At 66.9% G+C, this 12,412-nt stretch carries 11 protein-coding genes; 2 read left to right on the top strand and 9 right to left on the bottom strand.

Annotation, left to right across the window (positions count from 1 at the left end):
• Positions 1-4: 4 nt before the first annotated feature.
• Genes ACIBCN_RS22435 through ACIBCN_RS22425 form a run of 3 tightly spaced genes read right to left on the bottom strand, consistent with a single transcriptional unit; the run spans position 5 to position 2,897 of the window.
• A complete protein-coding gene (locus tag ACIBCN_RS22435) occupies positions 5-1,003 on the bottom strand; it encodes an alpha/beta hydrolase (protein WP_396993932.1) in 999 nt (332 codons plus the stop codon).
• 29 nt (positions 1,004-1,032) lie between these two features.
• Positions 1,033-1,983, bottom strand: a complete 951-nt coding sequence (locus ACIBCN_RS22430) for an acyl-ACP desaturase (RefSeq protein WP_396993560.1) — start codon at positions 1,981-1,983, stop codon at positions 1,033-1,035.
• The gene (locus tag ACIBCN_RS22425) at positions 1,980-2,897 is read right to left on the bottom strand and encodes a transcriptional regulator (protein ID WP_396993559.1); all 918 of its coding nucleotides are present in this window, start codon (positions 2,895-2,897) and stop codon (positions 1,980-1,982) included. Before ACIBCN_RS22425 ends, ACIBCN_RS22430 begins: the two co-directional genes overlap by 4 nt.
• 552 nt (positions 2,898-3,449) lie before the next feature.
• Here ACIBCN_RS22425 and ACIBCN_RS22420 point away from each other — a divergent pair.
• On the top strand, positions 3,450-5,015 hold the full coding sequence (locus ACIBCN_RS22420; protein ID WP_396993558.1) for an acyl-CoA carboxylase subunit beta: 1,566 nt from the start codon (positions 3,450-3,452) through the stop codon (positions 5,013-5,015).
• A 205-nt stretch (positions 5,016-5,220) separates the two neighbouring features.
• Here the strand turns inward: ACIBCN_RS22420 and ACIBCN_RS22415 are convergent, their stop codons facing one another.
• The 6 genes from ACIBCN_RS22415 to ACIBCN_RS22390 form a co-directional block, all read right to left on the bottom strand.
• Entirely contained in the window at positions 5,221-5,805 is a 585-nt protein-coding gene (locus ACIBCN_RS22415; protein ID WP_396993557.1) for a hypothetical protein, read from the bottom strand.
• Positions 5,802-6,446, bottom strand: a complete 645-nt coding sequence (locus ACIBCN_RS22410) for a TetR family transcriptional regulator (RefSeq protein ID WP_396993556.1) — start codon at positions 6,444-6,446, stop codon at positions 5,802-5,804. Before ACIBCN_RS22410 ends, ACIBCN_RS22415 begins: the two co-directional genes overlap by 4 nt.
• A 171-nt stretch (positions 6,447-6,617) precedes the next feature.
• On the bottom strand, positions 6,618-7,481 hold the full coding sequence (locus tag ACIBCN_RS22405; protein WP_396993931.1) for a helix-turn-helix domain-containing protein: 864 nt from the start codon (positions 7,479-7,481) through the stop codon (positions 6,618-6,620).
• Between the two features lie 205 nt (positions 7,482-7,686).
• On the bottom strand, positions 7,687-8,754 hold the full coding sequence (locus ACIBCN_RS22400) for a fused (3R)-hydroxyacyl-ACP dehydratase subunits HadA/HadB (RefSeq protein ID WP_396993555.1): 1,068 nt from the start codon (positions 8,752-8,754) through the stop codon (positions 7,687-7,689).
• 211 nt (positions 8,755-8,965) lie between these two features.
• On the bottom strand, positions 8,966-10,399 hold the full coding sequence (locus ACIBCN_RS22395) for a lipase family protein (RefSeq protein ID WP_396993554.1): 1,434 nt from the start codon (positions 10,397-10,399) through the stop codon (positions 8,966-8,968).
• 192 nt (positions 10,400-10,591) lie between these two features.
• Entirely contained in the window at positions 10,592-11,815 is a 1,224-nt protein-coding gene (locus tag ACIBCN_RS22390; RefSeq protein WP_396993553.1) for a lipase family protein, read from the bottom strand.
• Positions 11,816-12,035: 220 nt separating this feature from the next.
• Between ACIBCN_RS22390 and ACIBCN_RS22385 the strand changes: the two genes are divergently transcribed.
• Positions 12,036-12,359 (top strand): hypothetical protein, encoded by a 324-nt coding sequence (locus tag ACIBCN_RS22385; RefSeq protein WP_396993552.1) that lies wholly within the window; start codon positions 12,036-12,038, stop codon positions 12,357-12,359.
• The last annotated feature ends 53 nt before the right edge of the window (positions 12,360-12,412 follow it).

Raw genomic sequence — 12,412 nt, 5'->3', positions numbered from 1 at the left:
ACGGTCACTTCGGGGAGGGCAGCTCCAGCGCCTTCGAGAGCACGGCCCAGGCTCGTGGCAGCTCTGCCTCGAAGTCGGGCCAGGAGTGCATGCCCGCCGCGTCGTATTCCACGGTGGCGGGAATGTTCAGCTCGGTCAGCCGCCCGGCGAACCGTTCGGTGCACGAGCGGGCACCCGCTTCCAGCGCCGCGCCGCCGCCTGCCAGCCGCAGCGCGTCGACGACCGTCGGCGACTGCGCGATGGCGACCAGGTCGGCGCCGGTCGGCACGCCGGTGGCGGCCGAGAGATAGATCGCGGTGCCGCGCAGGTCCGCCGCGCCGAGCAGGCTGTCGTGCTCCGTCCATTCCGGCGAAGTCGGTGGGCCCCAGAGGTTTTCGACATTGCCGCCGCGCGAGGCGACGGTGATCGTGGTGACGGCGTGACCGAGCGGGTCGGCGGTGGAATAGCACCCGCTCATGCCTGCCACCGCGCGGTAACGTCCCGGATGCCGTTGAGCCAGCATCATCGCCGCCTGCGCGCCCATCGAAACCCCCGCGATGGCGCGCCGCCCGCTCGATTTCAGCAGCGATTCGACGATCGGCGGCAGCTCCTCGGTGAGGAAGGTTTCCCACCGGTTGAGGCCGAGGGTGGCGTCGTGCCGGTCCCAGTCGCTGTACATGCTGCCGGTACCGCCGCTGGTAAGCACCACGTCCACCGGCTTGTCCGCGAAGAACTCCGCCGCGCCGCCCTTGCTGAGCCAGCCCGAGGTAGTTTCGCCGTCGACACCGTCGAGCAGATACAGCGTCGGGCGAGGTCCCGAACCGGTGCCGCGCAGCACGTCGACCTCGATGATCCGCCGCATCGCCGCGGAGGCGATCCGCAGGTGATCGCGGTGCGGGTCGACGCTATCGATCGAGATCAGCCCGGTGCGCGTCATCGCCGGGTCGACGGCGGGCGGCGCACTCGGCACGTCGGGGGTGTCCGCCACCGCGGGCACCGCGACCGTCGCGGCGATCACCGTCATCGCCGCCACTGAGATCGATCCCCGGAATCTCATTGCGCCGCAGCGGCTCGTTCTGCCTGCCTGGCCGCCACCCGATCCCGCTGTTCCTCGAATCTGGTTGCCTTCTCGGCTAACTCGTCGACGTAGGCGCTGAGCTTGTCGCGGGCGCGTTCGCCCTCGCCGGATAGATCGGTGCGCTCGAACACATTCCAGGCCCGCAGCACCGGCCGCACCACCACATCGAGATGCTGGCGCAGGTCGTAGATGCCGTGTTTGGCGAGCACGACCGCGTTGCGGCGGAAGTTCGGCTGGGTGAGACCTGGCATCTGGAAGCGCGTGACGATGTCGGTGATGGCACGCAGCGTCTCGTTCGGCATCAGGTCCAGAGCGGCGGCACCGAGGGTGCGATAAAAGATCATGTGCAAGTTCTCGTCGGCGGCGATCCGTTGGAGCATACGCTCGGCGATCGGTTCGTCGCACGCTGTTCCGGTGTTCCGATGACTGATTCTAGTGGCCAATTCTTGCAGGGTCACATAGCTGACCGAACGCAGAAACTGCGGTCCTTTCACAGGTTTCGCGACACCCGTGGTCATATGCGCCATCCTGGCCTGTTCCAGCAGCACCGGATCGACCGCGCGGGTGACCACCAAATAGTCGCGCATGACGATGGCGTGGCGGTTTTCCTCGGCGGTCCAGCGGCCGACCCAGGCGCCCCACACACCGTCCAGGGAGAACGATTCCGAGATCTCGCGGTGATAGGACGGCAGATTGTCCTCGGTGAGCAGGTTGGTCACCATCGCGGTCCTGGCCACCTCGGTGAGCTTCGATTGACCGGGCTCCCAATCTATTCCGCCCATCGCGGCGAAATTGCGGCCGTCGTCCCATGGCACATAGTCGTGCGGGTGCCATGCCTTGGCCTTGCGCAGGTGGTCGTTGAGCAAACGTTCTGCGACAGGCTCGAGTTCGCGGAGAATATCGCGATCGGTCAGCGCGGTGGTCACACGTGCTCCTTTTGCTCGGCGCGGGCAGCTCGGCGAATTCGACACGACGATTCGTCCACCCGGTAGAGACCGGCAGGCCTGCCCGCGGCGCGGATGCGGTCCAGCAGATCGTGGGTGCGGGCGGCGAGTTCCGGGATGCGCGGGGTGGTCCCGGTGGCCAGCACGGCGGTCAGCGGCACCGCCGCGGCGTCGGTCAGCATGGCGAGCACCTCGGCGGTCATCGCCGGTGCGCCGATGCGCGCAGGCCGCACGTCGGTGGGCACCAGCACGGTGCCGCCCGCGGCGGACAGCAGCGACAACGCGCGCGAGCCGAGCGGATCGGCCAGCGCGGCCTGCACCCTGCGCAGCTTGCGCCGGGCCGCCGCGGCGCCCGCACCCGGTCTTCGCTCGTCGGGATGGGCCGGAATGCTCAGCGCCACCACCTGATACGCCGGTGCGACGGCGATCCCGGTCTCGCTCACCAGCTCACCCACCGCGTGGCCGCCGAGCAGTGCGGACACCAGCGTCTGCGCCGCGGTCTGGTGCTCCCGTGCGACCAGGCGATGTTCGTCGACATACGCGGTCGACGAGGTGAGGGTCACCATTTCCAGCACCCGCAGCATCAGCTGCGCACCGGCGACCACATCGTCGCCTTCGGTATGTGCCGCAACGAATTCCAGGCCGGACCGAATTTCGTCGTGATAGGCGGCGAGCACGGTTTCCAGCGACACCCCCTCGCGCGCCCATCGCGTTGCGGCACCGGCGATTTCGGGTGGCTGGACGGCCCGCGGCGGCGTGCGCGGCGCGAGCGACTCGACGGCCGCCGCCACGCAATCCCGCGTGGTGGTCACGACATCACCGGGCGGCGCGCTACCCGCCCGTGGCGCCAGGTAGTCGAGAAGTTTCGACGCCAGTATCTCGGAACTCGAACTCATCCGCATAGCCGTCATGACTCACAAAGGCTAGCGACGAATCGTGATGAAATCGGGATGCGATCGCGAAATCGGGTAAGTCATCAGCGATCAGGACACTCGTTGGGCGAAATCACAAGCACCCGAGTGAGTTTCGTTACGTCAACCGCCCCATACGAGAAATATTCCGGCGGCGAGGCAATTCCTTGCACAATGATTGTCACTTCGACATGGTTCCCCGGCCCCAAATAATGTGTGACGCAGCGCCGACCGCGCATTCCGGCGCTGCGTCGAGGCCACCTTAACGCCAGCTGGCAGCCCTCGAACAGACATCTCCGCGATCCTGTGGATCTGTCATCGGCGCGTGGCGGGCCGACTGTTGAGTTGCACAAAAACCAAGCTCCTTCGCAGGCAACACAGGCTCTCCTGTTAGACCACGAGCGCCACGCCCAAACCTGTGAGCTGTTCCATCGGATGTGACGAACAACTGTGCAGTAGCTCTCACCACGGTTAACATCGAGCGCTGCGCCCCCGTACGGCGACGCGGCAGAGTTTCGAAGGGCACAACACACCACAATGAACGAACGAAGTGAGCGAAGCACGTCGCGAGAGAAGCTCGAGGAGCTGCGGGGGATCCTGGAGCTCGCCGCGGAACCCGCAGGCGAAGTCGGCATCGCGAAGCGCAAAGCCAAGGGCATACCGAGCGCGCGGCAACGCGTACGCGCCCTGCTCGACCCGGGCAGCTTCGTGGAGATCGGCGCGCTCGTCCGGCAGCCCGGCGCGAACAACGCGATGTACGGCGACGGCGTGGTCACCGGTCGCGGCCACATCAATGGCAGGCCCGTGGTGGTGATCGCGCACGACCAGACCGTGCACGGTGGCTCGGTCGGCGAGATGTTCGGCCGCAAGGTCGCCGCCGCGATGGAGTTCGCCTACGAGAACGCCTGCCCGGTGGTGGCGATCAACGACTCCGGCGGCGCCCGCATCCAGGACGCGGTGACCTCGCTGGCCTGGTACGCGTTGATGTGCCGGCGTCAGGAGGATCTGTCCGGCTTCGTGCCGCAGGTGGCGATCATGCTCGGCAAGTGCGCGGCCGGATCGGTATACGCCCCGGTCAATATGGATGTGCTGGTCGCGACGGACAAGTCGTACATGTTCGTCACCGGCCCCGAGGTGATCAAGGCGGTGACCGGCGAGGTGGTGAGCGCCGAGGAGCTCGGCGGCGCGGCCGTGCAGGCCCGCAACGGCACGCTGCACCATGTGGCCCGCGACGAGCAGGCCGCCTTCGACTGGGTACGCGACTATCTCGGCTACCTGCCCACCAGCTGCCTGGAGCAGCCGCCGGTCGTCAACCCCGGCCTCGAGCCCGAGGTGACCAGCCATGACCTGGAACTGAATTCGATCATTCCGGATTCGGACAAGGTCGGCTACGACATGCACGAGATCCTGCTCCGGATCTTCGACGACGGCGACTTCCACGAGCTGGCCGCGGCCACCGCGCAGAACCTGATCACCGGTTTCGCCAGGGTGGACGGCCGCAGCGTCGGGGCGGTCGCCAACCAGCCGCAGGTGCTCGGCGGCGCGCTCGACGCGCAGTGCTCGGACAAGGCGACCCACTTCATCCGGCTGTGCGATGCCTACGGGCTGCCGATCATCTTCGTGGTGGACACCCCCGGCGTGCTGCCCGGTATCGAGGAGGAACGCAACGGCGTGATCAAGCGCGGCGGCCGATTCTTCCGCGCGGTGATCGAGGCGACGGTGCCGATCGTGACGATCGTGACCCGCAAGGCCTACGGCGGCGGCTACGCGGTGATGGGCTGCAAGCAGCTCGGCGCCGACATCAGCTTCGCCTGGCCGACCGCGCGCATCGCGGTGATGGGCGCGGAGAGCATGGTCGGCATCATCGGCCGCAAGCAGCTCGAGGCCACCCCCGTCGATCAGCGGGCCGCGGTGCGCCAGCAGATGATCGACTTCTACAACGCGACCATGGCCACCCCGTGGATCGCGGCCGAGCGCGGTTACGTCGATGCGGTCATCGAGCCGGCACAGACCCGTCTGGAGATCCGTAAGGCGCTGCGCCTGCTGCGCGACAAGGACACCGCCAAGGCGAATCCGCGCAAGCACAGCCTGCTGCCGGTCTGATCCACTCGCCCGGTTGTGCCGAGTCACAACGCGACCGGGCACCGATCGTGGCGTATCCGGTGATCGGCGTTCTCGCCGAACAACTTCGGGCGCGGTACCTTAACGTCGAGACCGTGCCCGGACGTCGTTCGCCGCGACCCGGGCACGCGACGTGCCCGCCAGGCCTGAACCCTACCCTCGCCCGGCGGGTGCGTCGCACTCTCGATCAGCTGTGGCTACCCCACCGCAGATCCGCGGTGGCCCACTCCATTTCCCACATCCGCAGGCGCTTACGGTCGAGGCTGCGGCGCAGCGCGAAGTAGCAGGCGCCCACCATGATCAGCACGCCGAGCAGCGCGCCAGAGGTGAGCAGCACCGCCTTGCTGAGCGCCTGGGTTTGCGACGGCGGCTCGACGATCTTGTCGGCGCCGTTCAGCCAAATGGTCACGGACTGACCGGGTTGCACCACGGTCGTCGATTGATAGTCGGCGAGGTGCGCGACGCCGTCGGCGTCTTTCCACTGCACCTTGGTCGGCATGATCGGCGCGTACAGCGGCGCCTTACCGGTCTCGGTCACCGTCGCGTCCACCTGGTGCAGCTGCGCCGTTTTCGCTTGCACCACAGCGGTTTCGGTGTGATAGACCCGGACGCCGACGACGAGCACCAGCACCGGCACGATGATCAGGAACACCAGCGCCAATGCCGCGGCGACCATGGTCTGCACGCGATCTTCTCTGCGGCGCATCGGATTTCGGTCCAGTCCGACGCGGCGGCACGTCCTGCGATACATATTCACCGACGCTGTGGTCATGACGGTGACTCCTCGGTCCGGAATTCGGTGGTGAGTGCGACGAGTGTGGCGAAATAGTCCTCGATGAGGTCGGGTAGGGCGCTCGGATCGTCACCGGCGGCCCAGGATTGCAGCGCCGAGATGAGCAGTCCCGCGCCCGCGGCTACCGCGGCGGCCGGGCGCAGGTCCCGCTCCGGGTCGACGTCGAGCCGGGCGGCAATGATCCGCACCGATTCTCGCTGACCTTCGATGCGGATACGCTGATATCCGGCGAAAAGTTCGGGTTCGTCCTCGAAACGCTGGAACAGCGTCCAGCGCCGGGCGAGCAGCGTGGCGCGTTCGCCGCCGTATTCGACCGCGAACCAGTCGTGGACGGCGTTGCGGTAGGCGAGCAGCGGCGATTCGTGCGACGGGCGGCGGCACAGCGCCTCGTTGAACAGGTGGACGTCCTGGTCGACATCGCCGAGGACCGCCTCCGCGATGGACGTGAAGTGGCGGCTGAAGGTGCGCCGGGTTACCCCGGCCCGCACCGCGATGTCCTCGACGGCCACCGCGCCGAACCCTCGCTCGGTGAGCAGGTCGAAGGCCGCGCGCGACAACGCTTCCCGGCTGCGCCTGGTGCGCAGCCGACGGCCATCCAGATCGACACCATCGTCGCTCATGTGCTCAGTTTACCACCTTATTGTCCCATTGGGACAATACTTCGCGCCCAGTGCTGACCGAGTCGGGGTTACCAAAGCCGGGGCGGGCCCGCACTCAGCGCGATACGAGCATTCGTCTCATCTGTCACATGCCCAATTCGGCCGAGCCGAATCATGGTGGCGCAGCGGAAGTCAGACCCGGTGGCCGCTCGACGGCTGATCGAGGATCGGCGGCTGACGGCGGCGCAGCGCTTTCAGCAGCGAGATGGTGTATTCCGGCGGCGCGGCGTGCACCGAAAGCTGGTTCGCCACAGCGCGATACGCGTCCAAGTCGGCCTGCTTGTCCAGATACAGCGCACTGGTGAGCTGCTGCAAATAGACGATGTCGGGCAGATCGGCCTCGGCGAAGCGCAGGATGGTGAACGCGCCATCGGCGAGCGCGGGCCCGCCGACATGGTCGGCCAGCACCTGGACGATGACGTTCTTCTTGTCGACGACGCGCAGCAGGTGATCGATCTGCTCGTTCCACACGGTGGAGCCGCCGATCGGGCGCGACAGCGCCGCCTCCTCGACGACCACCCACAGTTGCGGCGGGTTCGGCCGGTCGAGGATCTCCTGGCGGCGCATGCGCAGCGCGACCCGCCGCTCGATCGAGGGTTGCGGCTCGCCGGAGTGGGCCAACGACAGCAGCGCCCGAGCATAATCGGGGGTTTGCAGCAGCTCGGGCACCGCCCGCGGTTCGTAGGCGCGCACCAGCGTGGCCGCCTGCTCCAGGCCGAGGTAGGTGTCGTACCACTTGGGCAGCCAGTCGTTGTCGCGATGCCACCAGCCCGACGCGTTGCCTTGCCGCGCCAGTTCCAGGTATTCCTCGCGCTCGATCGGATCGGTGACCTGGTAGAGGTCGAGCAGATCAACCAGATCGCGCACCCGGAATCCGGTGCGGCCGAGCTCCAGCCTGCTGATCTTCGAATGCGAGCCGCGAATGGCCTCGCCCGCGTCCTCACGGGTCATCCCGCAGTTCTCGCGAAGTTTGCGCAGCCTGCCGCCGAGCACCATCCGCAGCACGGTCGGCCCGCCTGCCGGACTCACCCCGTGGGCTATCGGGGAATCAGCCGGTTGTCGAGCCGCCAAATGACGCATTCCTAAAGTTTGCCATGCGAACCTTGTCTGTTTCTACTGACCAAAGACTCTGTGCCGAAATCGGGCCGCGAGTCCACTGCCCGCCCAGAACGCGAAATCTGGGCGGAAGCACCGGTCCGCGTCAGCGCAGCGCGACATCCGCCGTCGCGCGCCCGAACAGCTTCCTGCCGTCGCAGGTCGCGGTGAGCGCGACGGTAGCCATGCGCCGCTCGGGGTCGAGCGACTTGATCTTGCCCCGGAATTCGATCTCGCTCGCCTTGGTCGCCGCGACCGGCGCGAAACCGGCGAACCGCACGCCGTAGCCGGTGACGGCGGCGGGATCGCCCAGCCACGAGGTCAGGTAGCCCGCGCCAAGGCCCATGGTGAGCAGACCGTGCGAGACGACATCGGGCAGGCCCGCGCTGCGGGCGACCACATCACTGAAGTGGATCGGATTCGAATCACCGGACACGCCCGCGTAATTCACCAAATCGCCGCGGGACAACGGCATCGAACGCACGGGCAGTTCCATGCCGACGGCGAGCTCGTCGAAGCTCGGCACGGTACGCGGTGTCCGTCGGTGATCGAGCGGGTCGGCCTGCGCGGGTGCGTCGAAGCACTCGACAACGCCCGCCTCCGCGCCGAGGGTGACCCGCTGGGTCGCGACGTCGGTGCGGTCGGCCGTCGACTGCCCGCTCATGATCACGCCGTCGACCGCGGCCCGCAGGTCGGTGGCGATATCCACGCCGGTTTGCGCGACCGCGGTGGAGGTCGCGGTCTGCAGCAGTTCCTTGTGCTGATTGGTGAGCAGGTTCTTGGTCACCATGAAGTCTTTGTCACCGAACTGCCGGAACGACTCGATGTAGGAAACGCAATGCAGCTGATCGCCGGCCAGCACCGGGCGGTGCACCTGGATCGACTGTTCGGTCTGCAGCACCTGGCCAATGTCGTAGGCGGTGAGCACGGACTCGAACATGTTGCGCTGCATCAACATCAGCACGATCGAGGTGAAGGTCAGCGGCGCGAGCAGGGCGTCGTACCCCAGCTCGGCGGCGGCGTCCTCGTGCCAGTGCGCCGGATGCCGCTCGTGCACCGCACGGGCGAATTCCCGGATCTTCTCGCGCCCTACCTCGTAGTGCTCGGTCATCCGGTACTGCCGGCCCACCAAGGCCAGTGCCTGTTCGGACGCGGTGGTCGTGATGTCGTTCATGTGCCTCTTTCGCGAATCCTGGCGTCGAGCTCGCCCGGACCGGCCCACAATACCGAAACGCGGCAGAGTCGCACCGCCGGGGCGGCAGGTCCGGACTTGGCCCGACCGACATCGGGGAGAAGGGTCGTCCGTGATAGATCGCGGCAAACGCGGCAAACGCTAACACCAATTATCTAGCGGACTTGACGACACACCGGTGAATGGCAAACGGTCAGCACTCATTCGGCGCGGGCACACCCTGCAGCCGTTGATCCAACCACAGCATCGCCTCGGGATAGCCGAGGCCGCCCGCGATAAGGTGCTCGCCGAGCACGCTGCGATATACCGAGGGCACGCCGAGCCTGCATTGCTCGAGGTAGAGATTGCGAGCGCCCTCGGCCGGGATCCAGAATTCCTGCTCGCCGTTATAGATATAGAGGGGCGTACCAGATTTCATATCCGCCATCTTGGTTATCCGGAATATCTCGTCGGCCACCCCGGAGTGCAGCGGGTCGGGGATGTTCGCGGCGATATCGATCGGCAGCATGAGCACTCCGATCAATCCGTAGGTGCTGCCGCACAGGTCCTTCGCCGGCGAGGTCACCACCCACTGGGCCAGATTGTTCATCCGAGCCAGGATCTCCGGGCGTTCCCGGCCGATGCCGAAGACCGCCGCCATGAACACCGCCGAGGCAAGGTTGCCGTTCATGCTGCGCGCCAGGATCTCGTAGTCCGCGGGCACGCCGCCCAGCGCCGCACCGACGATCACGTCCGCCAATTCCGGTGCGTAACTATCGATCAGTTTCACCGCACCGTGTGTGGCGATGGCGCCGCCCGAGTAACCGGTCATGCCGAATTTGCTCGCGCCGAACTCCGCCGGGAGCAGGCCGCGCACCGCGCGGATCGAATCGAGTACCGCGTGCCCGGCGACGTATGGCTCCGCATAGGCCATCCAGGGGCCCTCATGATCCGGAATGAGCACCGCGTATCCGCGCAACGCCGCGACGTAGGTGGTGGGCGGAATGAAATCGGTGGCGCTGGTGTCCGGGTTGAATCCGTGCGACAGCGTGTAACTGGGGGTGCAGGTGCGGCCGAGCGCGTCGATAGGCAGGTTGTTGACCACGACCGGGCGTGGGCCCTCGCCAGGCCAGGCCGCGGCCGGAACCACCAGTGTCGCAGTGGCATAGGACGGTTCGCCGTGCGCGTCGGTGGTCCGGAATTTCAGCAGCTGCGCGCGCTGGATCGGCAGCAGCATGAGTGGCGCGGTCGTCGCCGTAATGTCACGTGACTCTATGACCTGGCCCTCGGCGAAGTCCGCGAGGTTCGCCGGCCAGGCATCGAACATCGGATCACCGATGTTCCCCGGCAGCGCCGCGTCGCGCAGCGCGATCAGCGGCGGCGGCATGCTGGCCGCCTCCCACATCGGCGACGGCTCCTGCGGCGCGGACGCGATCGGCGGGGGCGGGATCACCTGATCGATCAGATTCTGCAGGCCGGGTAGCAGCGAACCGCCGTCCGGTGGCGGCGGGAACAGACCCGGAAACTGCGGCAGCGCGGGCAGTTCCGGTAGCGCGGGTGGCCCGGGCAGCGGCTCGGCAACCGCCCGCCCCGTCACTGTCGGGCAGATGATCAAGAGTGCCACGGCAATGGCAGGAAAGCATCTCATGGCACACGCCTTTGGGTGCGGACGTCAGGTTCACCTGGCACCCAGGACGATGCGGCTTTCCCCGAAAGTGCCCCCTGTTGTACCAGACAGTCAGGCTAACCCGCCGTACCCGCCACGACGCGATGAAACGACCGAGTTGTGTGTGACACGTGGCCGAACCGCAACAACCGAGCCGAATGCCCCGTCTCGCGTTCAGCAGTTGCTTGGCGCGGCCTCCCCTCGGAAGCGGGCGTCGAGCCAATTCAGCGCGTCCGGAATGCCGAGCACCGCAGCGGTGAGGTGATCGGGCACCGGGATCTGTTCGGTCTGCACCCTCGCACCGGCGGTGCACCAGCGCTTGTCGGTATTCACCACCGCGTCGACCGGGATCAGCCCGTCGATCGGCGAATGCCATTCGAATACCGGCATTTTCGGTACCCCGTCGTAGAGCTCGAGGCTGTTCTCCTCCACCACGCCGCGTGCGGTGCCGTCGTTGATCATCGACGTCGTCTTCGCGAAGTCGAGCGCGCCGTGCCCGGCGCCCGCGGAGAGGATGTCGTTGGTGCAGCTGTTGGCCATCTGCGCGCGGGCGGCGAGGCCACGATCATTCAGCTGCTCGCTGAGCGGGAAGCGGTCGGGATACTCGCGTTCCAGTCCGAGACCGGCGGCCAGCGCCAACCCGAACACCGGATGCGAACCGAGGCCGAGCGACTCCAGCATCTTCACCAGATTCATCGGCACGCCACCCATGGCCGCGCCCGCGATGTCCAGATCCGGCGCGTAAGTCGGTTGCAGCGCCGCGGCCCAGGCGGTGGCCATGCCGCCGCCGGAGTAGCCGACCATCGCCACCTTGCTCTTCGCCACCTCGAGCTCGGCCACCTGTTTGACCGCGCGGATGCCGTCGAGGGTAATCTGGCCGCCGAGCTTGGCGGCACCGTAGGCGAAATTCGGGCCGAGATGATCGGGCAGTGCGACGGTCCAGCCGCGCTGCAGCAGCACATTCCAGCCCGGCGCCTCACGGACGATCAGGTTCGGGTCGCCGGTGTAAAGGACCTTGGAGACCGAACATTCGGCACCGAGTCCGTTGATGATGTGCTGAAAGGACAGCAGCGGGCTGTCCTTCGCATGCACCCGCGGGGTGAGCACGGTGGTGGTCGCCGCGATCGGCTGGTTCTCGGAGCTGGTGGAGCGGAACCGGACCACGGTGACCGTGGTGTCCGGGAAGATCAGCAGCGGCGGCATCACGCGGGTCGCGAGGACATCGCCCGGCTTCTTGTCCGCGATATCCGCCGGTGTCGCATAGAAGGGATCCGGGTCCGGTGCGGGATACAGGGGTGCGCTGTGGCCTGGTCCGGCCATCGTGGCGACGAGCACCAGCCCGGCCGCCATCGCGCCGAACGCGCGAGCCAATCGTGTGCGGGTCGCTGCCCTGCTCATCGAACGTAGGGCCTGACTCATCGATAGGTGCCTCTCGAATGGTCCAACGTTGTGACTCATCCTCGACAATTTCGGCACCGAGCGGCAGATCGCGTGGCGATCATGTTGAGAACTCACAAGTTTGGAGCGACCAGTCTGTGATGATTCGGCGCATTCGCTCGTGACACCGCCCCACCGTCGCGAGCCCGCCCTGTGACATGTCCAGCCAACGAGACGGAACATGTTCTCCTCCATGTCGCGGCTCTACCTTTCACAGGTAACCGGCGCGGATGCCGCGCCCGGCCCGGAAGGAGACGGTGGCATGGACGGCACTGCGCGCAAACTCGCTTACCGCGAGGATATCGACCAGGTACCCACGCGACGCGTCACCGTCTACTTCGACGGCCCGACCCCCGACGACGCGATGGTCCTCGAGTACGCGGCAAGCAGCACCGAGGCATGGGAATTCACCTCCGCCGCCATGCATGCCGGACTCACGGTCACGGTGGACGGCATGCTGCGCCCAGGGTTGCGCCGACTCCCGTGCCGATCGCTCTGGCACTGAGCGGGTTTCGTCGGACATGCGGCGAGAGTCGCCACGTTTCAGCGCATTCTGCG

This window comes from Nocardia sp. NPDC051052 (assembly GCF_044456045.1).
Lineage (GTDB): Bacteria > Actinomycetota > Actinomycetes > Mycobacteriales > Mycobacteriaceae > Nocardia.
This window is presented reverse-complemented; position numbering and strand designations above follow the sequence as displayed.

Coding starts and splice junctions, on each gene's coding strand:
- ACIBCN_RS22435 (WP_396993932.1), bottom strand. CDS start 1,003: ATGACGGTGATCGCCGCGACGGTCGCGGTGCCCGCGGTGGCGGACACC.
- ACIBCN_RS22425 (WP_396993559.1), bottom strand. CDS start 2,897: ATGAGTTCGAGTTCCGAGATACTGGCGTCGAAACTTCTCGACTACCTG.
- ACIBCN_RS22420 (WP_396993558.1), top strand. CDS start 3,450: ATGAACGAACGAAGTGAGCGAAGCACGTCGCGAGAGAAGCTCGAGGAG.
- ACIBCN_RS22415 (WP_396993557.1), bottom strand. CDS start 5,805: ATGACCACAGCGTCGGTGAATATGTATCGCAGGACGTGCCGCCGCGTC.
- ACIBCN_RS22410 (WP_396993556.1), bottom strand. CDS start 6,446: ATGAGCGACGATGGTGTCGATCTGGATGGCCGTCGGCTGCGCACCAGG.
- ACIBCN_RS22405 (WP_396993931.1), bottom strand. CDS start 7,481: ATGGTGCTCGGCGGCAGGCTGCGCAAACTTCGCGAGAACTGCGGGATG.
- ACIBCN_RS22400 (WP_396993555.1), bottom strand. CDS start 8,754: ATGAACGACATCACGACCACCGCGTCCGAACAGGCACTGGCCTTGGTG.
- ACIBCN_RS22395 (WP_396993554.1), bottom strand. CDS start 10,399: ATGAGATGCTTTCCTGCCATTGCCGTGGCACTCTTGATCATCTGCCCG.
- ACIBCN_RS22390 (WP_396993553.1), bottom strand. CDS start 11,815: ATGAGCAGGGCAGCGACCCGCACACGATTGGCTCGCGCGTTCGGCGCG.
- ACIBCN_RS22385 (WP_396993552.1), top strand. CDS start 12,036: ATGTTCTCCTCCATGTCGCGGCTCTACCTTTCACAGGTAACCGGCGCG.